Consider the following 20,964-nt stretch of genomic DNA (forward strand, 5'->3'; position numbering starts at 1 on the left):
TATAGTTTATTTATCACGCTGGATTATATAGTCCGCTAGCGCTTCCAGTGCCGAGGTATCCAGCGATTGCGCGGCCAGTTCATTTAGCGACTGGCGGGCATCGTCAATCAGATCCCGGGCTTTACGTTGGGCTTGCTCAAGACCCAGCAGGGCGGGGTAGGTACTTTTGCCAAGCTGCTGGTCCGCACCCTGACGTTTACCCAATGTTGCAGTATCGCCCACCACATCCAGAATGTCATCCTGAACCTGGAATGCCAGACCGATACTTTCTGCGTATCTGTCCAGAATCGGCAGGGCTTTGCGCCCTTGTTCACCCGCGCTCAGCGCGCCCAGGCGAACGGCGGAACGAATCAACGCCCCGGTTTTATGGCGGTGAATACGCTCCAGCTGTTCCAGATTAACCTGACGTCCTTCCGCTTCAAGATCCAGCGCCTGTCCGCCGCACATGCCGGCCACGCCGCTGGCCATCGCCAGCTCGGAGATCATCGCCAGGCGGTCGCGGTCGGCCACTTCCGCCATCGGCGCGTCGCTCAAAATCGAGAATGCCAGCGTTTGCAGGGCATCACCCGCCAGAATGGCATTCGCCTCGCCAAACTTGATATGGCAGGTGGGTTGACCCCGACGCAAATCGTCGTCGTCCATGGCCGGGAGATCGTCGTGGATCAGCGAGTAGGCGTGGATACACTCCACGGCGGCTGCCGGGGCGTCCAGCGTGTTATCGCTGATGCCAAACATATTGCCCGTGGCGTACACCAGGAACGGGCGAAGGCGCTTTCCACCCAAGAGTGCGCCATAGTGCATGGCTTCAACCAGAGGAGTGTTCTGAAAAGGCTGTGGCGCAATAAAACGGCGCAGGGCGTCGTTGGCGCGTACGACACGCGCCTGAAGCTCGTTGGCAAAATCCATCTACTCGGCGTCCGGTGTGAAAGGCGTGGTTTTCGCGTCTTCGCTGTCGGAAAGCAGGATCTGCACGCGCTGCTCGGCCTGCTGCAGTTTGACCTGCCCCTGGCGCGCCAGCTGCACGCCACGCTCGAATTCGTTGAGCGCCTCTTCCAGCGGGAGATCGCCGCTTTCAAGACGGGTAACGATTTGCTCCAGTTCACTCAGCGCAGTTTCGAAACTGGCCGGTGCGTCGTTCTTCTTCGGCATAGTGAATTGACTCTTATATTCTCAGCCCCGACATGGTAACGGACTCAGGGCAATTATCAAATAACGCGCAATGTGCACAGGAGCGGCGCGATGATGGTATACTTGCGCGCCTGGATGCAGCCACGGGTGTGGGCTGCTGTACTCTTTTCCATTACAAGCCTTAATACGCTTGCCTAAGAAACATTGCCGCCATGAAGTTTATCATTAAATTGTTCCCTGAAATCACCATCAAAAGCCAATCTGTGCGTTTGCGCTTTATTAAAATTCTCACCGGGAACATTCGTAACGTATTAAAGCACTACGACGAAACCCTCGCCGTGGTGCGCCACTGGGACCACGTTGAAGTGCGCGCCAAAGACGAAAACAAACGTCAGGATATTCGCGACGCGCTGACCCGTATTCCGGGGATCCACCATATCCTGGAAGTGGAAGATGTTCCGTTCAGCGATATGCACGACATCTTCGAGAAAGCGCTGGTCCAGTACCGCGACCAGATCGAAGGCAAAACCTTCTGCGTGCGCGTGAAGCGTCGCGGTAAGCACGAGTTCAGCTCTATTGAAGTGGAACGTTACGTCGGCGGCGGTTTGAACCAGCACGTTGAAACGGCGCGCGTTCGTCTGACCAACCCGGACGTAACCGTGAACCTGGAGATCGAAAACGATCGCCTGCTGCTGGTGAAAGGGCGCTATGAAGGTATCGGTGGCTTCCCGATTGGCACCCAGGAAGACGTATTGTCCCTGATCTCCGGCGGCTTCGATTCCGGCGTTTCCAGCTATATGCTGATGCGTCGCGGCTGCCGTGTGCACTACTGCTTCTTCAACCTGGGCGGCGCGGCGCACGAAATCGGCGTTCGTCAGGTGGCGCATTACCTGTGGAACCGCTTCGGCAGCTCCCACCGCGTGCGTTTCGTGGCGATCAACTTCGAACCTGTGGTCGGCGAAATCCTCGAAAAAGTGGACGACGGCCAGATGGGCGTGGTGCTGAAACGCATGATGGTGCGTGCGGCGTCCAAAGTTGCCGAGCGCTACGGCGTGCAGGCGCTGGTCACCGGTGAAGCGCTGGGCCAGGTGTCCAGCCAGACGCTGACCAACCTGCGTCTGATCGACAACGTGTCTGATACGCTGATCCTGCGCCCGCTGATCTCCCACGATAAAGAGCACATCATCGATCTGGCGCGCGAAATCGGCACCGAAGATTTTGCCCGCACCATGCCGGAATACTGCGGCGTGATCTCAAAAAGCCCGACGGTGAAGGCGGTGAAGGCGAAGATCGAAGCGGAAGAAGAGAACTTCGATTTCAGCATTCTGGAAAAAGTGGTGGAGGAAGCGTCCAACATCGACATCCGCGAGATTGCCCAGCAGACCGAGCAGGAAGTCGTTGAAGTTGAAACCGTGAGCGGTTTCGGCGCTAACGATGCGATTCTGGATATCCGCTCCATTGACGAGCAGGATGACAAGCCGCTTCAGGTTGAAGGCGTCGACGTGGTTTCTCTGCCGTTCTATAAGCTGAGCACCAAGTTTGGCGATCTCGACCAGAGCAAAACGTATCTGCTGTGGTGCGAGCGCGGGGTGATGAGTCGCCTGCAGGCGCTGTATCTGCGCGAACAGGGCTTTGCGAACGTGAAGGTGTATCGCCCGTAGTTTTTTGCCGGGGAGTGCGGCCTGAAGCCCTCACCCCGGCCCTCTCCCACCGGGAGTGGGAGAACACCTATTCGTAATAATTATAAATCCCCGCCGGCATCACCAGCGACGACGCCACTTCGTACGCTTTCTCGCGCCCGACCAGCAGGTCAATAATCTTTAAGCCAAAATCAATCGCGGTGCCTGGCCCCTGGCTGGTCAGCAGGTTGACGCGCGGATCCCAGACGACGCGTTTATCCACCCAGTGCTCTTCCGGGATCGTATCCTTCAGCCCCGGGAAGCCGGTCATGTTGCCGATGGGGAAGATATCGTGCGGAACCAGAACCGTTCCTGCTGCGGCACAGATTGCCGCGACGATGCGGCCGGATAAATGAAACTGACGCACGGTCTCGACCAGCAGCGGGCTATCGCGAAAACATTCCGCGCCTTTTAAGCCGCCGGGCAGCACGATGATGTCGTAATCGCCGTCAGCCACCTGAACGAGGGGGGCATCCGCAAGGATTTTCACCCCGCGCGAGCAGGTGATTGCCAGATTACCGTCGCTGGCGACGCTGGCGGTGGTGACCTTAATGCCGCCGCGCACCATCAAATCAATGGTGGTGACCGCTTCCATCTCTTCGCTACCAGGGGCGAGGCAGATCAGGGCTGACGCGCTCATATTCACTCTCCTTACGTTTAACCAGGTCATACAGACGGGCGTTTTCCGGCACGGCGATGCCGTGCGCGCGGGCGCGTTTTAGCAGATAGCCGGTGATGTAGTCGATCTCCGTGTGGCGTAATGCCCGAACGTCCTGCAGCATTGAGGAGATATTTTCTGCCGTGCTCTCAATGACCTGCTCGACATAGCAGCGTAAATCGTCGGCCGAGGTATGCAGGCCTTCCCGCTCAACGACCGCCGCGACTTCCGCACACAAAATCGCAACGTCCTGCGGATGATTTTTCAGCTCTCCGTTCGGGCAGTTCCACAGCGCCGTCAGCGGATTGATCACGCAGTTTACCGCCAGCTTGCGCCACAGCTGAGGGCGGATGTTGTTGTGCCAGGCGACGTCCGGCAGCACCTTCTGCAGCACATCGGCAAGATAGCTGTAATCTCCATCCTGAGTTCTGGCGGGCCCGATGTGCGTCACGCCGCTGGCGACATGCACGATGATGTTGCCGTCGCGACGCGCAGCGTGCGTGGTCGTCGCCATCAGCAGGGGCTGCGGTACGCTTTTCAGCTCATCAAGGGTCCCCATGCCGTTATGCAGCAGCAGTATGGGTGAAGTGGGGGGGAGCTGCGCGGCCAGTGTCTTTACCGCGTCTGAGACCTGCCACGCTTTGAGCGTCACCAGTAAAAGATCGCTTTGCGCCAGGAAATCAGGATCGTTCGCGGTGAGGGATTCGTTAAAGATGCTTCCGTCTTCACCTATCAGGTTTACACTGCAATAGGGCTGGGGCACGCGCAGCCAGCCCTGAACCTCATGTCCGTGCTTGCACAGCGCGGTCAGCCACAGCTGACCAAGCGCTCCGCATCCGAGCACCGTAATTTTCATTGTTCCTCCTCACCTGCAACTGCGCCAGGTGTTACAGCTTAATTATACAGCTAAGCTTCTGTTGAGTTATGCCTCGTAGCGGGTATTATGCAACGCAACAAAAGTGAAGGGAGAAGAAAAGATGCCATCTTTCGATATTGTTTCCGAAGTTGATATCCAGGAAGTTCGCAACGGCGTTGAGAACGCAACCCGCGAAGTTGAGTCACGTTTCGATTTTCGTGGCGTTGAGGCGTCGTTTGAGCTGAACGACGCAAATAAGACCATTAAGGTGCTGAGCGAGTCTGATTTCCAGGTGAATCAGCTGCTCGACATTCTGCGCGCCAAGCTGTTAAAGCGCGGCATCGAAGGGACGTCTCTGGACGTGCCGGAAGAGTTTGTGCACAGCGGTAAAAACTGGTTTGTTGAAGCCAGGCTGAAGCAGGGCATCGAGAGCGCGGTGCAGAAGAAGATCGTTAAGCTTATTAAAGACAGCAAGCTGAAGGTGCAGGCGCAGATCCAGGGCGAAGAAATTCGCGTGACCGGGAAGTCCCGCGATGATCTCCAGTCCGTAATGGCGCTGGTGCGCGGCGGCGATCTGGGGCAACCGTTCCAGTTTAAAAACTTCCGCGATTAATATAAAAAAGCCCGGTTTAACCGGGCTTTTTTTCACGCTTTGAGCGCCTGCTCGACTTCGAAGCGGTTGGTCATTTTACTGTCTATTTTGACGTAAGCGCTGCGCTCTTCCGCGACGATGAGCACCTCCGTCACACCCTCTTTGGCTTCCAGACGCTGTTTCAGCGCATCGCTAATCTCCACATCATCCGGGATTTCTACCCGCAAGCTGCTCACGTAGCGCGGCTCTTTCATGGTGCTGGCGACCAGCAGCCAGACTGTCGCCAATAGCGCACCGGCGAGGAACACGGTTTGTGAATCAAACAGGCCGTCCACCCAGCCGCCGAGCGAGCCGCCGATCGCCACGCCGAGAAACTGGCTGGTGGAGTAGATGCCCATCGCCGTGCCTTTATACCCGGCGGGGGACTCTTTGCTGATCAGAGACGGCAACAGCGCTTCCATCAGATTAAAGGCCAGGAAGAACAGCTGTACGCCGGCAATCAGCTCCCAGAAGTGCGGGCCGGCACCCCAGAGCACAATTTCGGCAATCAGCAGGACCGCCACGCAGCCCACGAAGACGCGCTTCATTTTGCGCTTCACTTCGGCGTAGATGATGAACGGCACGACGGAGACAAACGAAATCAGCATCGTGACCAGATAGATTTTCCAGTGCTCAGCCGCCGGGAAACCCGCTGCGGCAAGCTGGCCGGGCAGGGCGACAAAGGTGGACATCAGCAGGATGTGCAGACACATAATGCCAAAGTTCAGCTTCAGCAGGCGCGGTTCGACAATCACTTTGCTGAAGCAGCCTTTTACCATCCCCGACTCACGGTTCAGGACGTGGTTCTTGCTGTCCGGCACGACCCACAGGGTTAAGGCAATACCGATGGTCGCCAGCACGGCAATCATCCAGAACAGGGCATGCAGACCCAACGTGTGCGTAATGATGGGGCCCAGCACCATCGCAATCGCAAAGGTCACGCCAAAGCTCACGCCGATGAACGCCATCGCTTTGGTGCGGTTCTGCTCGCGGGTTAAGTCGGACAGCAGTGCCATCACCGCGGCGGCAATCGCGCCGGAGCCCTGCAGGGCGCGGCCGAGAATAATCCCCCAGATGGAGTGGGAGAGGGCGGCAATCACGCTTCCGAGCACAAAGACCAGCAGCCCGCCGACGATCAGCGGCTTTCGGCCCACCCGGTCAGACAGCAGGCCAAAGGGGATCTGGAAAACCGCCTGCGCCAGACCGTAGATGCCGATCGCGAGGCCAATCAGCGCCTCGCTGGCCCCCTGCAGCGCCATACCGTACGTGGTCAGAACAGGCAGGACCATAAACATGCCAAGCATCCGTAGCGAGAAGACAGTCCCTAAGCCCCAGGTCGCGCGTAGCTCGCCTGGCGTCATTTTATAATCGTTCATTACCACCTCAGTTCAAAAGCAGGCCATAGTGTAGTGCGGGGAAGGGGCGGGGTAAATAAAGGGTTATTTAACAAATATTACATGCGTTATTAGTAGATTCAGTGAATAAAAAAGGGTGCCGAAGCACCCCTTTATTGACCTGTTTTGACTTACCAGACGTAAGTCAGCAGGTTGTGTGAATCTGGCACCATGAAGTCCACGGACATCATCACGGACAGCGAGGTGATGGCCACAATCGAGAACACAAACAGCTTGCGCGCCCAGACTTTGTCATCTTCCACTTTGTAACCGCGCAGCGCCATACCGAGCCACCAGACGCTCACTGCGGCCGCTACCGCCAGATATTTGTATCCAGCGTAGCCACCCAGAGAGAGCATCAGCGTTGCTACAGCAAAAGCGATGATGTACAGCGTGATGTGGTTCTTGGCAACTGAAATGCCCTTCACGACCGGCAGAACCGGGATGTTCGCCGCCTGATAATCCTTAAAGCGGAAAATCGCGATGGCATAGGAGTGCGGCATCTGCCACAGGCTAAAGATAGCCAGCAGGATCAGTGCACCGCTGTCGAACTCGTTCGTGACCGCGCAGTAGCCAATCACCGGCGGCGCAGCGCCGGAGAGAGAACCAATCAGCGTGCCGTAGACGGAGTGGCGTTTCATATACAGGCTGTAGACGCCCACATACACCACGAACCCCATCACCCCCAGCCAGCAGGCCAGCGGGTTAGCACCAAACCACAGCAGCATAAAGCCAGCAATACCCAGCAAGGTGGCGTACACCAGCGAGACGGAAGGGGCGATCAGGCCTTTCACCAGCACCCGATTTTTGGTCCTTTCCATCTTCTTGTCGATATCCATGTCGATGTAGTTGTTAAATACACAACCGGACGCAACAACCAGTGACACACCGACCAGCGTGTAGATAAAGAGGGTGTAATCAATGCTGCCCTTAGAGGCCAGCAGGAACCCTCCGATCACGGAGATCAGGTTGCCAAAGATGATGCCTGGTTTCGTTACTTGCAGGTATTGCTTAAACATACTCGCCGCTCTTAGTGAACCATCATGTTGTAGTTGAGGTTCCACATAATCCAGATGGAACCGACTACCAGGATAGCGATGATAATCACGGTAAAGATAAAGGCGGTCATATTCCAGCCTTCATCGGACTTGGTGTTCATGTGCAGGAAGCAAACCAGATGCACCAGAATCTGAATCACCGCGGTCACCAGGATTGCACCCAGAATAACCGGTTTAGACGCAGAACCGCTCATCACCATCCAGAACGGGATCACCGTCAGGATGATCGACAGGATGAAACCTGTCATGTAGGTTTTTACGCTACCGTGGGAAGCGCCATGATCGTTTGAATGACTCATTACATCGCCCCCATCAGATATACAACAGAGAACACACAGATCCACACCACGTCCAGGAAGTGCCAGAACAGGCTCAGGCACATGATACGGGTACGGTTAGTGCTGGTCAGGCCGCGACGGGATACCTGGAACATCAGTACCGCCATCCAGATCAGACCAGAGGTTACGTGCAGACCGTGGGTACCGACCAGCGCGAAGAACGCTGACAGGAAGCCACTGCGATCCGGACCGAAACCTTCCAGAATCAGGTGATGGAATTCATAGATTTCCATCCCGATAAATCCAGCACCAAACAGCCAGGTCAACGCCAGCCAGGACACAACCTGGCTCTTGTTGTTTTTGTACATGGCGATAGCCGCCATGCCGTAGGTGATGGAGCTGAATAACAGCAGTGCGGTTTCAACCAGAACGAACGGCAGTTCAAAGATGTCCTTGCCAGCCGGGCCGCCCGCCGTGCCGTTCACCAGAACGGCATAGGTCGCGAACAGACAGCAGAACAGAATGCAGTCGCTCATCAGGTAGATCCAGAAACCGAAGACTTTAGTCGGTCCTGTATCGTGGTGCGCATGTTCATGCGCGTGGGCAGTTGAGTGCGCCAGAGTATCAGTTGCCATTTTTCAGCCCCGCTTTAGAAATCTCGTCGAAATGCTGATTTTCCAGCTTCTCAACTTCACGGACTGGTACGTAGTAGTCCACGTCCTCGTCAAAGCTCTTCACAATCCAGCTGATTACGATGCCGGCGAAGCCAACAATCGCCATCCACCAGATGTGCCAGATCATTGCGAAACCAAATACCGTTGCGAAGGCGGCAATCACAATGCCCGCACCGCTGTTTTTCGGCATGTGGATTTCTTCGTAATGAGCAGGTTGCTTGTACGCTTCACCTTTTTCTTTCATTTCCCAGAATGCGTCGCGTTCATGAACCTGCGGCACGATGGCAAAGTTATAGAAAGGAGGTGGAGAAGAGGTCGCCCACTCCAGCGTACGGCCACCCCATGGGTCACCGGTCAGGTCACGGTTCTGGTCGCGGTCGCGAATAGACACGTAGAACTGAATCAGCTGAGACGCGATACCGCAGGCAATCAGCACAGCGCCGCCCGCTGCAACCATCAGCATTGGGTGGAACTGCGGATCGATCTGCTGGCTCAGACGACGGGTCATACCCATGAAGCCCAGCACGTACAGCGGCATAAATGCCACGAAGAAGCCGATGATCCAGAACCAGAACGCGCGTTTACCCCATTTTTCGTTCAGCGTGAAGCCGAACGCTTTTGGCCACCAGTAGGTTACGCCAGCGAAGCAGCCGAAGACCACGCCACCGATGATAACGTTATGGAAGTGCGCAATCAGGAACAGGCTGTTGTGCAGAACGAAGTCAGCACCTGGTACCGCCAGCAGTACGCCGGTCATCCCACCTACGGAGAAGGTCACGATGAAGCCGATAGTCCACAGCATCGCTGAGTGGAACACGATACGGCCCTGGTACATGGTGAACAGCCAGTTGAAGATCTTCACCCCGGTAGGGATGGCGATAATCATGGTGGTAATACCGAAGAAGGCGTTTACGTTCGCGCCCGCACCCATGGTGAAGAAGTGGTGCAGCCAAACGATGAACGACAGAACGGTAATACACACGGTTGCCCACACCAGAGAGGTGTAACCAAACAGACGTTTACGCGAGAAGGTTGCCGCGATTTCGGAGAACACACCGAACACAGGCAGAACCAGAATGTAAACTTCCGGGTGACCCCAGGCCCAAATCAGGTTGATGTACATCATCATGTTGCCACCCATATCATTCGTGAAGAAATGGGTGCCCAGGTAGCGGTCCAGGGTCAGCAGCGCGATGGTGACGGTCAGAATTGGGAAGGAGGCAATAATCAGGATGTTGGCGCACAGAGATGCCCAGGTAAATACCGGCATCTTGAACATGGTCATGCCTGGGGCACGCATCTTGATAATGGTCACGAAGAAGTTGATACCGGTCAGGGTAGTACCGACACCGGAGAGCTGAAGCGCCCAAATCCAGTAGTCGACGCCAACGCCCGGACTGTACTCAATTCCTGACAGCGGCGGGTAAGCCAGCCAGCCGGTCTGCGCGAATTCGCCCACACCCAGTGACAGGTTAACCAGGATAACGCCGACAACCGTGAACCAGAAGCTCAGGTTGTTCAGGAACGGGAACGCCACGTCGCGCGCGCCGATTTGCAGCGGAACGACAACGTTCATCAGACCGATAACCAGCGGCATCGCCACGAAGAAGATCATGATAACGCCGTGGGCGGTAAAGATCTGATCGTAGTGGTGCGGTGGCAGGAAGCCGGCTTCACCCGCAGAAGCGAGTGCCTGCTGGCTACGCATCATGATCGCATCCGCAAAGCCACGAATTAACATGACGATACCGACGATGCAGTACATGATACCGAGTTTTTTGTGGTCAACCGAAGTCAGCCACTCGTTCCACAGGTAGCTCCACTTACCGAAGTAAGTGATCAGGGCCAGTAAGGCCGCGCCACCAATGATAATTGCAGCCACCGTAACCACGATAATCGGTTCATGGTAGGGCACTGCATCCAGTGTCAATTTTCCGAACATTTTCTTCCTCGGCCCCTTAGTGAGCGGTTTCCGCGTGGCTCATGTCCATGCCTTCCATACCTTCGTGCGCGCTGTGCTCGCCTTCAGGCTGGGTCATGTCCATGCTCTTGCCGTGATCCATAAATTTGCCAATAACGTCTTTGAACAAATCAGGTTTCACATTAGAGAAGTACTCCACCTTGTTGTATTCGCTTGGTGCAGCCACTTTTTCGAACGCCGCCATGTCAGACATGGTGTTTGGAGACTGCTTCGCTTTTTCAACCCACTGGTCGAAAGCGGCACGGTCTGGCGTCGCAATAGCTTTGAACTTCATACCTGAGAAGCCCGGGCCGCTATAGCTGGCGGAGATACCATCATAGGTGCCTGCTTCATTCGCGATCAGGTGCAGGTTGGTCTGCATACCGGCCATCGCGTAAATCTGGCTACCCAGACGTGGGATGAAGAAGGAGTTCATTACGGAGTTGGAGGTCACTTTGAACTGAACCGGAGTGTTCGCCGGGAAGGCGATTTCATTCACGGTAGCAATACCCTGCTCTGGATAGATGAAGAACCATTTCCAGTCCATGGAGACCACTTCAATGGTAATAGGTTTCTCATCGTGAACCAGCGGTTTGCTTGGCTCAAGTGCGTGAGTGGTTTTCCAGGTCAGTACGGCAAGGAACAGGATGATCAGAATAGGTACCGTCCAGACCACAGCTTCCACTTTATTGGAGTGTGACCAGTTAGGGCTATACTTCGCATCTTTATTGCTCGCACGATACTTCCAGGCGAAACCAACAGCCATCAAAATGGCAGGAATAACCACAATCAACATCAGGCCAAAAGCCGTCAATATCAGTGAACGTTGTTCCAGTCCAATCTGTCCTTTGGGGTCTAGTAGTGCAGAATCGCAGCCACTGAGTAATACAGTGCCCGCGAATAATGACAACCATCCCAAACTTTTATTGTATTTCCCGAGTCTCATTTAACGACCTCAATTCCACGGAGTCTGGTGGCGTTTAAAGTGTGCGGGCATTTTACGGGAAGGTTACATTACTGTAAACATCATTAGGCCTGTGTCAGGAAGGTGTTACCGGGTTCTGCCGCACGTGTCACAAGTGTTGCAAATTATGTCGGTTTTTATGACCGAAGCCGCATGGCATGGGCTTTATAACGAAAGGACCCCCAAGCATACCTTAAAAGGGGCAATTGGTATAACCATTGTTGAAAATAAACAAAAAATTAACAATTAATTATCAATAAAAAGACATCTGAAAAACGAAAAATCAAACTCTCGTATGCTGAATCGTTTAATGAAAAATAGCGTTTTGGAATGGGAGCCAATAATTTCCAAATCCTATCCCGCACAAAACAACAAATATTTTTTTTTGCGCCTGGCGGCTATTTCGCCGTTATAATTTCGGTTAGTGATTACAACGGGAAATAACCTTTCGCATTTTTCTTCAGGTCATCTGCGTTTTACGCAACGCCATGAAATCAAGCAGACCTCCGATCAGGATCCCGGCGATAGCCAGCAGGGCGCCTGCGTCCAGCAGAAGGGCTTCGAAAGGGAGTACCAGAGAGGTGCTGGCATTGATAATAAGCACCACAAGCCAGAGCGCCAGAGCAATGCAGCCCGCCATTAACAGACGTAGCGCAAAACGGTAGGCGCGGCGATATTCGGTGCGCGGCATAAAGTGTTCCGTCCGCTGGGTATATTCCAGCGTCTGACGGCAGACCAGCAGCAATAAAATTCCCGGCACGGCAGCCACGACCGAGAAGAGATAAAATGTTGGCCAGCCGTGGGCTTCCACGAACCAGCCGGCAATCGGGCCAACGTACACGCGGCCAACGGCGGAGAGCGCCGAGAGCAGAGCGAACTGGGTGGCGGAAAACGACTTGTTGCACAGAGTCATCAGCAGGGCAACAAACGCCGCGGTTCCCATGCCGCCGCAGAGGTTTTCGAAGAACACCGCCGCGGCCATGCTGATCGTATGTTTGTCGGTAATCGACAGCAGCCAGTAGCCTGCGTTTGAGGCGCCCTGAAGGATGCCGAAAATCAGCAGCGCGCGAAACAGCGTCAGGCGCTGCATCAGCACGCCGCCATAAAGCGCGCCGACAATGGTCGCAAACAGCCCCAGCGTTTTATTCACCACACCCACTTCACCGGCGTCAAAACCGACGCCCCGGATCAGGAAGGTAGTGGTCAAACTCATGGCAAAGGCATCGCCCAGCTTATAAAGGACGATAAGCAGCAGGATCAGCCAGGCGTTGTTGCGGCCAAAGAAGTCACGAAGCGGTTCGGCGACGGCCTGCTCCAGCGAGCGGGGAACCGGAATAACGTCACTCGGTTCGGGCGCGAACAGCGTCGCGATGATGCAGGGGATCAGCAGGGCGGCCATCAGCCAGTACATGCCCTGCCAGCCGAGGTAACGGTCGGCCAGCCACAGCGCCAGCCCGCCGGAGACCAGCATCCCGAGGCGATAGCCCAGCACGCTGATTGCCGCACCGGCGCCGCGCTCTTCAGCAGGTAACACGTCCGTCTTCCAGGCGTCGAACACGATATCCTGAGAGGCGGAACAGAAGGCAATCACTACCGCAAGCGCGGCCATCCAGCGAAGCTGGGTGGTGGGTTCAAGAAACCCCATTGCCGCAATAGCCAGCAGCAGCAGGATCTGCGTCATCACTAGCCAGCCGCGTCGACGTCCGAGGAAAGGCGGCGTGTAGCGATCCATGACCGGAGACCACAGGAACTTAAAGACATAGGCCTGGCCAACAAGCGAGAAGAAACCGATGGTTTTAAGATCGATGTTCTCAACCGTCATCCACGCCTGAAGCGTGCCGGAAGTGAGCGCGAGGGGTAAACCCGAGGCGAAGCCGAGGATCAGCAGGATCGCTGATTTCGGTTGCTGGAAAATGCGTAAGTAATGGCTGGACATGTTCTTATAAAACTGACCCGGTGATACACCGGGTCAGAGAGCGGGATTAACGCGCGTTCTGCTTGATGAAGTCGTGAATGCTGGTGTCCTGCGCCATATCGGCGATGGTATCGGTCAGCACGCTGTTCACGGCGTTAGCAATGTTCTGGTTAGAAGCCTGGAAGGCACCTTCAACAGAGTAGCTGGCGCGGTAGTTTTTGGTCATCTTGTTGCCATTCTTCGCGGTGGCAATGATGGCGATATCCGCTTTGGTCGCAATGTTGTAGCGTACGTTGCCCTGAGACACGTCAGCGTACAGGTTATTCACGATGATCTGCAAATCAACCGCGCCGCTTGGGCCAATCATGTAGCCGCGAGCGGTCATCTGTTTCTCCAGCACTTCCTGGAGCAGGAAGCGCAGGTCGCGGGACGCGGTGAGGGTAACCTGCTGGTTATCGCGGGTCACTTTAGCCAGCGCCTGATCCTGACGCTGATCGGCGCCGTTAATGCTCACGGTGACGCCCATCAGGCTTGGGTCCTGCTGAGGCAGAGTGATTTTTGGTGAGACATCAATAGTGGTAGGCGGGGTAGCACAGCCTGCCAGCATAAAAAGGGCTACCAACGGAAAGAAGAGTTTTTTTAACATTTTCGGGTTCTCAACGAATCGTAAGCATATAAAGAGAAAAATTGCCGCCATCATAACATCGCCAACGGCGAGGGGAAGTGGTCAACGCATGTAAATTCATCGCCTTGTCCGAAAACTGACCAGTTCACCGTTTTTCCCAATCCGTGTATGACAAAACGTATGAGTCTCACAGTGAACTTCATTCGTTTGAATGAGAAAATCAGACGAAAGCTAAATATTTGTTGTCAAGGTGTAATGGAAACGGTAAAAGCGGCTAACATTTAAAGGGATGGGTGACATCCTGGCGTTGTCGGAGGAGTAATTTCATGATGATACGTGAGCATATAGAAGATAAATTAAGGGCAGCGTTCAACCCTGTGTTCCTCGAAGTCGTCGACGAAAGCTATCGTCATAACGTGCCGGCAGGTTCTGAAAGCCACTTTAAAGTGGTTCTGGTTAGCGATCGCTTCACGGGAGAACGTTTCCTGAATCGACACCGCTTGATCTACAGCACCTTGACGGAAGAGCTCTCCACGACCGTGCATGCGCTGGCACTGCATACCTACACCATTAAGGAATGGGAAGGCCTTCAGGATACGGTTTTCGCATCGCCGCCCTGTCGCGGTGCAGGCACTATCGCCTGATAAATCGGATTTGCAACGGCTGGAGCTTTTCCAGTATGTTGCTTACAGATTTCCTCAAAACGGCCTTCGGGCCGTTTTGTTTTGTCTGAGTTTTGAGCGAATGGAGCGATTTTAAGACTAAAAATAGCCTTAAAGTGTGAAAAAAGCCGCAGCAACATGCCCCAACCGTTCTCGACTCACCTAAGTGATGCCGCTATAATGCCGCGTCTTATTGAATGTCTTCGGGATGATTCTGGCGACAGGGAATGTGAATCTGCACTAAGAGAGCATCCCGGTATAACAGACAGATTCAGAGTTGACCGAGCACTGTGATTTTTTTGAGGTAACAAGATGCAAGTTTCAGTTGAAACCACTCAAGGCCTTGGCCGCCGTGTAACGATTACTATCGCTGCTGACAGCATCGAAACTGCTGTGAAAAGCGAGCTGGTCAACGTAGCAAAAAAAGTACGTATTGACGGCTTCCGCAAGGGCAAAGTACCAATGAATGTTGTTGCTCAGCGTTATGGCGCTTCCGTGCGTCAGGATGTGCTGGGTGAACTGATGAGCCGTAACTTTATTGATGCGATCATCAAAGAAAAAATCAATCCGGCCGGTGCGCCGAACTACGTTCCAGGCGAATACAAAATGGGCGAAGACTTCACCTACTCCGTAGAGTTCGAAGTGTACCCGGAAGTTGAGCTGAAAGGTCTGGAATCTATCGAAGTTGAAAAACCAGTTGTTTCCGTGACTGACGAAGACGTTGACGGCATGCTGGATACCCTGCGCAAACAGCAGGCGAACTGGAAAGAGAAAGAAGGCGCTGTTGACGCTGAAGACCGTGTCACCATCGACTTCACCGGTTCTGTAGACGGCGAAGAGTTCGAAGGCGGTAAAGCGTCTGACTTCGTACTGGCGATGGGCCAGGGTCGTATGATCCCAGGCTTCGAAGACGGTATCAAAGGCCACAAGGCTGGCGAAGAGTTCACCATCGACGTGACCTTCCCGGAAGAATACCACGCTGAAAACCTGAAAGGGAAAGCAGCGAAGTTCGCTATCAACCTGAAGAAAGTTGAAGAGCGCGAACTGCCAGAACTGACTGAAGAATTCATCAAGCGTTTCGGCGTGGAAGATGGTTCCGTAGCGGGTCTGCGTACCGAAGTACGTAAGAACATGGAACGCGAACTGAACGGCGCGGTGCGTAACCGTGTGAAATCTCAGGCGATCGAAGGTCTGGTGAAAGCCAACGAAATCGACGTTCCAGCTGCCCTGATCGACAGCGAAATCGACGTTCTGCGCCGTCAGGCTGCACAGCGTTTCGGTGGCAACCAGCAGCAAGCGATGGAACTGCCACGCGAGCTGTTCGAAGAGCAAGCGAAACGCCGCGTTGTTGTTGGCCTGCTGCTGGGCGAAGTAATTCGTACCCACGAGCTGAAAGCTGACGAAGAGCGTGTGAAAGGCCTGATCGAAGAGATGGCTTCTGCATACGAAGATCCATCAGAAGTGATCGAGTTCTACGGTAAGAACAAAGAGCTGATGGACAACATGCGCAACGTTGCCCTGGAAGAGCAGGCTGTTGAAGCGGTACTGGCGAAAGCGAAAGTGACCGAAAAAGCGACCTCTTTCAACGAACTGATGAACCAGCAGGCGTAATTTCGCCCCAACGGTTTAAAGTTTGAACAGAAAACCCGTTGCCTTGCGGCAGCGGGTTTTTTTTATCGCAGCGATAGCCCAGGAAGAGTGCTAAAACGCCCTTTCGGTGTTAGCGTAACAACAAAAGGTTGTTATGCTTGAAATAGGGCACTGTGAACCCCATAAGTACGTAATCATGATGAATGAGACTGGCTGATAATCCGTCCGTAAGGTTACAATCAGTACAGCAGGTGTTTTCAATTTTGATCCAGGAGACGGAAATGTCATACAGTGGCGAACGAGATAACTTTGCACCCCATATGGCTCTGGTGCCAATGGTTATTGAACAGACCTCACGTGGTGAGCGTTCTTTTGATATCTATTCCCGTCTGCTCAAGGAACGCGTTATCTTTTTGACCGGCCAGGTGGAAGACCACATGGCTAACCTGATCGTGGCGCAGATGCTGTTTCTGGAAGCGGAAAACCCGGAAAAAGACATTTACCTGTACATTAACTCCCCGGGTGGCGTGATTACAGCAGGAATGTCCATTTATGACACCATGCAATTCATCAAGCCTGATGTAAGCACTATCTGTATGGGTCAGGCTGCATCAATGGGCGCGTTCCTGTTAACAGCAGGGGCGAAAGGTAAGCGTTTCTGCTTGCCAAATTCCCGCGTGATGATTCACCAGCCGCTGGGCGGTTACCAGGGGCAGGCGACGGATATCGAAATCCACGCCCGCGAAATTCTGAAAGTAAAAGCGCGCATGAATGAACTTATGGCGCAGCATACGGGTCAACCACTCGAGCAGATCGAGCGCGATACCGAGCGCGATCGCTTCCTCTCTGCTCCAGAGGCAGTTGAGTACGGCTTAGTCGACTCCGTGTTGACCCATCGTAATTGATGCCCGCGACGCGAGTGTGCCGCTATACTAAGGTAGGGCGGCACGCTGCTGATTGCAGCTTGCGTCTTAGAATGGCATTTGCGTCGTCATGTGCGGCACAAAGAACTTAAAAAGAGGTTTGGACTCATGACAGATAAACGCAAAGATGGTTCGGGCAAACTGCTGTACTGCTCTTTTTGCGGCAAAAGCCAGCATGAAGTGCGTAAACTGATTGCCGGGCCGTCCGTGTATATCTGCGACGAATGTGTCGATTTATGTAACGACATCATTCGCGAAGAGATTAAAGAAGTCGCACCGCACCGTGAGCGCAGCGCGCTGCCAACGCCGCATGAAATTCGTCATCACCTTGACGACTACGTCATCGGACAGGAGCAGGCCAAGAAAGTGCTGGCGGTAGCGGTCTATAACCACTACAAACGTCTGCGTAACGGCGACACCAGCAATGGCGTAGAACTGGGTAAAAGTAACATTCTGCTGATCGGCCCAACCGGTTCCGGTAAAACGCTGCTGGCTGAAACCCTGGCGCGTCTGCTTGATGTTCCGTTCACGATGGCGGATGCCACCACCCTGACCGAGGCCGGTTATGTGGGTGAGGACGTCGAAAACATCATTCAGAAACTGCTGCAGAAGTGCGATTACGACGTACAGAAAGCCCAGCGCGGGATTGTGTACATCGATGAGATCGACAAGATCTCCCGTAAATCTGACAACCCGTCCATTACCCGTGACGTATCGGGCGAAGGCGTACAGCAGGCACTGCTGAAGCTGATTGAAGGTACTGTTGCTGCCGTTCCGCCACAGGGTGGTCGTAAACATCCGCAGCAGGAGTTCCTGCAGGTTGATACCTCCAAGATCCTGTTCATCTGTGGTGGCGCGTTTGCTGGTCTGGACAAAGTCATCTCCCACCGTGTTGAAACCGGCTCCGGCATTGGTTTTGGCGCAACGGTGAAATCGACGTCCGAAAAACCAAACGAAGGCGAACTGCTGTCTCAGGTTGAACCGGAAGATTTGATCAAATTCGGTCTGATCCCTGAATTCATCGGCCGTCTGCCGGTTGTGGCAACGCTGAATGAGCTGAGCGAAGACGCGCTGATCCAGATCCTGAAAGAGCCGAAAAATGCGCTGACCAAGCAGTATCAGGCGCTGTTCAATCTGGAAGGCGTTGATCTGGAATTCCGCGACGAAGCGCTGGATGCTATTGCCAAGAAAGCGATGATCCGTAAAACCGGTGCCCGTGGTCTGCGTTCAATTGTTGAAGCGGCACTGCTCGACACCATGTACGATCTTCCGTCGATGGAAGACGTTGAGAAAGTGGTGATTGACGAGTCCGTCATTAGCGGTCAAACCAAGCCGCTGCTGATTTACGGCAAACCGGAAGCGCAGCAGGCATCTGGCGAATAATTAACCAAACCATACAAGCAGTTAATCAAAAAGGGGGGATTTTATCTCCCCTTTACTTTTTCCGTATTCATAGCGTTGAATGTGTGGGAAACATCCCCATATACTGGATACATGTTAATGGTTATGTGAAGCACAGTGACATGACCAGCTTACCTGGCGGACACTAACTAAGAGAGAGCTCTATGAATCCTGAGCGTTCTGAACGCATTGAAATCCCCGTATTGCCGTTGCGCGATGTGGTGGTTTATCCGCACATGGTCATACCCTTATTTGTAGGGCGGGAAAAATCTATCCGTTGCCTCGAAGCCGCCATGGATCATGATAAAAAAATCATGCTGGTCGCGCAGAAAGAAGCATCAACGGATGAGCCGGGTGTAAACGATCTTTTCACCGTCGGGACCGTGGCCTCTATTTTGCAGATGCTGAAGTTGCCTGACGGCACCGTGAAGGTGCTGGTAGAAGGCCTGCAGCGTGCGCGTATTACCACTCTGTCAGATGACGGCGAGCACTTCTCTGCAAAGGCAGAGTACCTTGATTCGCCTGAGCTTGATGAGCGCGAACAGGAAGTGCTGGTTCGCACCGCGATTAGCCAGTTTGAAGGCTATATCAAGCTGAACAAGAAAATTCCACCAGAAGTGCTGACGTCGCTGAACAGCATTGACGATCCTGCGCGTCTGGCGGACACCATCGCTGCACATATGCCGCTGAAGCTGGCTGACAAGCAGTCCGTGCTGGAAATGTCCGACGTTAACGAACGTCTGGAATACCTGATGGCGATGATGGAGTCTGAAATCGATCTGCTGCAGGTCGAGAAGCGCATTCGCAACCGCGTCAAAAAGCAGATGGAGAAATCTCAGCGTGAGTACTATCTGAACGAGCAAATGAAGGCCATTCAGAAAGAACTGGGCGAGATGGACGACGCGCCGGACGAAAACGAAGCGCTGAAGCGTAAGATCGACGCGGCGAAGATGCCGAAAGAGGCGAAAGAGAAGGCCGAAGCAGAACTGCAGAAGCTGAAAATGATGTCTCCAATGTCGGCTGAAGCGACCGTTGTACGCGGCTACATTGAGTGGATGGTGCAGGTTCCGTGGAACGCCCGCAGCAAGGTCAAAAAAGACCTGCGTCAGGCGCAGGAAATCCTGGATACCGACCACTACGGCCTGGAACGCGTGAAAGACCGCATTCTTGAGTACCTCGCGGTACAAAGCCGTGTAAACAAAATCAAGGGCCCAATTCTGTGCCTGGTTGGACCGCCGGGGGTGGGTAAAACCTCTCTGGGTCAGTCCATCGCCAAAGCGACCGGACGTAAGTATATCCGTATGGCGCTGGGTGGCGTACGTGATGAAGCGGAAATCCGCGGTCACCGCCGTACCTACATCGGTTCTATGCCGGGTAAACTGATCCAGAAGATGGCGAAAGTGGGGGTTAAAAACCCGCTGTTCCTGCTCGATGAGATCGACAAGATGTCGTCGGACATGCGCGGTGACCCTGCGTCTGCACTGCTGGAAGTGCTTGATCCAGAACAGAACGTGGCGTTCAGCGATCACTACCTGGAAGTGGACTACGACCTGAGCGATGTGATGTTCGTGGCGACCTCCAACTCCATGAACATTCCGGCCCCGCTGCTGGACCGTATGGAAGTGATCCGTCTCTCCGGTTATACCGAAGATGAGAAGCTGAACATCGCTAAGCAGCACCTGCTGCCGAAACAGATTGAGCGTAACGCGCTGAAAGCCAACGAGCTGACCGTAGAGGACAGTGCGATTATCGGCATCATTCGCTACTACACCCGTGAAGCGGGCGTGCGTAGCCTTGAGCGTGAAATCTCTAAACTGTGTCGTAAAGCGGTGAAACAGCTGCTGCTGGATAAGAGCCTGAAACACATTGTGATTAACGGCGACAATCTGCATGCCTATCTCGGCGTTCAGCGCTTCGACTACGGTCGCGCGGACAACGAAAACCGCGTTGGCCAGGTGACCGGCCTCGCATGGACGGAAGTGGGCGGCGATCTGCTGACCATCGAAACCGCCTGTGTCCCGGGCAAAGGCAAGCTGACCTACACCGGCTCGCTGGGTGAAGTGATGCAGGAATCCATCCAGGCTGCGCTGACCGTGGTGCGTGCGCGCGCGGAGAAACTGGGTATCAACCCTGATTTCTACGAAAAACGCGACATCCACGTGCACGTTCCGGAAGGGGCGACGCCGAAAGATGGCCCAAGCGCGGGTATTGCTATGTGTACCGCTCTGGTTTCCTGCCTGACAGGTAACCCGGTGCGTGCCGATGTGGCAATGACCGGTGAAATTACGCTGCGTGGTCAGGTTCTGCCGATTGGTGGTTTAAAAGAAAAACTGCTGGCGGCACACCGCGGTGGGATCAAAACCGTATTGATCCCTTACGAAAACAAACGCGATCTGGAAGAGATTCCGGACAATGTGATTGCCGACCTGCAGATCCATCCTGTGAAGCGAATTGAGGAAGTTCTCAGTCTCGCACTGCAGAATGAACCCTCCGGAATGCAGGTTGTAACCGCAAAATAGTGACCTCGCGCAAAGAGCGTCAATAAAAACAAGGCTGGTAAGTCATTTC

The 20,964-nt window shown here is 54.1% G+C and carries 19 protein-coding genes; 7 read left to right on the forward strand and 12 right to left on the reverse strand.

All coding sequences use genetic code 11. From position 1 onward, the window contains the following. Positions 1-6 precede the first annotated feature (6 nt). Together ispA and xseB are read right to left on the reverse strand one after the other, a co-directional pair. Positions 7-906 (reverse strand): (2E,6E)-farnesyl diphosphate synthase, encoded by a 900-nt coding sequence (gene ispA / locus ACERY3_RS00560; RefSeq protein ID WP_008503332.1) that lies wholly within the window; start codon positions 904-906, stop codon positions 7-9. Next, positions 907-1,149: an exodeoxyribonuclease VII small subunit gene (gene xseB / locus ACERY3_RS00565; protein ID WP_008503331.1), complete on the reverse strand. Its 243-nt coding sequence runs from the start codon at positions 1,147-1,149 to the stop codon at positions 907-909. A gap of 191 nt (positions 1,150-1,340) precedes the next feature. On the opposite strand from xseB, the gene thiI reads away from it, so the two are divergent. Continuing rightward, positions 1,341-2,789, forward strand: coding sequence for a tRNA uracil 4-sulfurtransferase ThiI (thiI, locus tag ACERY3_RS00570; RefSeq protein ID WP_048978945.1), 1,449 nt, complete (start codon positions 1,341-1,343; stop codon positions 2,787-2,789). 67 nt (positions 2,790-2,856) lie between these two features. Here the strand turns inward: thiI and yajL are convergent, their stop codons facing one another. Together yajL and panE are read right to left on the reverse strand one after the other, a co-directional pair. Then, on the reverse strand, positions 2,857-3,447 hold the full coding sequence (yajL, locus tag ACERY3_RS00575) for a protein deglycase YajL (protein ID WP_033144768.1): 591 nt from the start codon (positions 3,445-3,447) through the stop codon (positions 2,857-2,859). After that, positions 3,410-4,321 carry a 2-dehydropantoate 2-reductase gene (gene panE, locus ACERY3_RS00580; RefSeq protein WP_058841173.1) on the reverse strand — a complete coding sequence of 304 codons (912 nt, stop codon included), beginning with the start codon at positions 4,319-4,321 and terminating at the stop codon, positions 3,410-3,412. Before panE ends, yajL begins: the two co-directional genes overlap by 38 nt. Positions 4,322-4,442: 121 nt before the next feature. On the opposite strand from panE, the gene ACERY3_RS00585 reads away from it, so the two are divergent. Next, a complete protein-coding gene (locus ACERY3_RS00585) occupies positions 4,443-4,934 on the forward strand; it encodes a YajQ family cyclic di-GMP-binding protein (RefSeq protein ID WP_033144770.1) in 492 nt (163 codons plus the stop codon). 32 nt (positions 4,935-4,966) lie between these two features. Here ACERY3_RS00585 and ACERY3_RS00590 read toward each other — a convergent pair whose 3' ends face one another. The 8 genes from ACERY3_RS00590 to ACERY3_RS00625 form a co-directional block, all read right to left on the reverse strand. Beyond that, positions 4,967-6,328: an MFS transporter gene (locus ACERY3_RS00590; RefSeq protein WP_058841174.1), complete on the reverse strand. Its 1,362-nt coding sequence runs from the start codon at positions 6,326-6,328 to the stop codon at positions 4,967-4,969. Positions 6,329-6,477: 149 nt separating this feature from the next. Further along, positions 6,478-7,365: a heme o synthase gene (gene cyoE, locus ACERY3_RS00595; protein WP_013095848.1), complete on the reverse strand. Its 888-nt coding sequence runs from the start codon at positions 7,363-7,365 to the stop codon at positions 6,478-6,480. A gap of 11 nt (positions 7,366-7,376) precedes the next feature. Continuing rightward, positions 7,377-7,703, reverse strand: a complete 327-nt coding sequence (locus ACERY3_RS00600) for a cytochrome o ubiquinol oxidase subunit IV (protein ID WP_006176899.1) — start codon at positions 7,701-7,703, stop codon at positions 7,377-7,379. Then, on the reverse strand, positions 7,703-8,317 hold the full coding sequence (locus ACERY3_RS00605) for a cytochrome o ubiquinol oxidase subunit III (protein WP_023334703.1): 615 nt from the start codon (positions 8,315-8,317) through the stop codon (positions 7,703-7,705). Before ACERY3_RS00605 ends, ACERY3_RS00600 begins: the two co-directional genes overlap by 1 nt. Then, a complete protein-coding gene (gene cyoB, locus ACERY3_RS00610; protein WP_014168864.1) occupies positions 8,307-10,298 on the reverse strand; it encodes a cytochrome o ubiquinol oxidase subunit I in 1,992 nt (663 codons plus the stop codon). The genes ACERY3_RS00605 and cyoB overlap by 11 nt, the downstream gene beginning before the upstream one ends. Before the next feature lie 16 nt (positions 10,299-10,314). Beyond that, complete coding sequence (gene cyoA, locus ACERY3_RS00615; RefSeq protein WP_014882770.1) at positions 10,315-11,262, reverse strand: cytochrome o ubiquinol oxidase subunit II; 948 nt, start codon at positions 11,260-11,262, stop codon at positions 10,315-10,317. Between the two features lie 478 nt (positions 11,263-11,740). After that, positions 11,741-13,216 (reverse strand): muropeptide MFS transporter AmpG, encoded by a 1,476-nt coding sequence (ampG, locus tag ACERY3_RS00620; protein ID WP_023310567.1) that lies wholly within the window; start codon positions 13,214-13,216, stop codon positions 11,741-11,743. A 46-nt stretch (positions 13,217-13,262) separates the two neighbouring features. Continuing rightward, positions 13,263-13,841, reverse strand: coding sequence for a lipoprotein (locus tag ACERY3_RS00625; RefSeq protein WP_023310568.1), 579 nt, complete (start codon positions 13,839-13,841; stop codon positions 13,263-13,265). A gap of 305 nt (positions 13,842-14,146) precedes the next feature. Here ACERY3_RS00625 and bolA point away from each other — a divergent pair, with 305 nt between their 5' ends. From bolA to lon, 5 genes are all read left to right on the forward strand, one after another. Further along, positions 14,147-14,464, forward strand: a complete 318-nt coding sequence (bolA, locus tag ACERY3_RS00630; protein ID WP_021241655.1) for a transcriptional regulator BolA — start codon at positions 14,147-14,149, stop codon at positions 14,462-14,464. A 330-nt stretch (positions 14,465-14,794) separates the two neighbouring features. Continuing rightward, positions 14,795-16,093: a trigger factor gene (gene tig / locus ACERY3_RS00635; protein ID WP_048975533.1), complete on the forward strand. Its 1,299-nt coding sequence runs from the start codon at positions 14,795-14,797 to the stop codon at positions 16,091-16,093. A gap of 260 nt (positions 16,094-16,353) precedes the next feature. Next, positions 16,354-16,977 (forward strand): ATP-dependent Clp endopeptidase proteolytic subunit ClpP, encoded by a 624-nt coding sequence (gene clpP / locus ACERY3_RS00640; protein ID WP_010428105.1) that lies wholly within the window; start codon positions 16,354-16,356, stop codon positions 16,975-16,977. A gap of 126 nt (positions 16,978-17,103) precedes the next feature. Continuing rightward, entirely contained in the window at positions 17,104-18,378 is a 1,275-nt protein-coding gene (gene clpX, locus ACERY3_RS00645) for an ATP-dependent protease ATP-binding subunit ClpX (RefSeq protein WP_024906819.1), read from the forward strand. A 182-nt stretch (positions 18,379-18,560) separates the two neighbouring features. Further along, on the forward strand, positions 18,561-20,915 hold the full coding sequence (gene lon / locus ACERY3_RS00650; RefSeq protein WP_023334706.1) for an endopeptidase La: 2,355 nt from the start codon (positions 18,561-18,563) through the stop codon (positions 20,913-20,915). The last annotated feature ends 49 nt before the right edge of the window (positions 20,916-20,964 follow it).

Origin of the sequence: Enterobacter cloacae complex sp. ESBL7, assembly GCF_041679625.1 — a bacterium.
Lineage (GTDB): Bacteria > Pseudomonadota > Gammaproteobacteria > Enterobacterales > Enterobacteriaceae > Enterobacter > Enterobacter asburiae_B.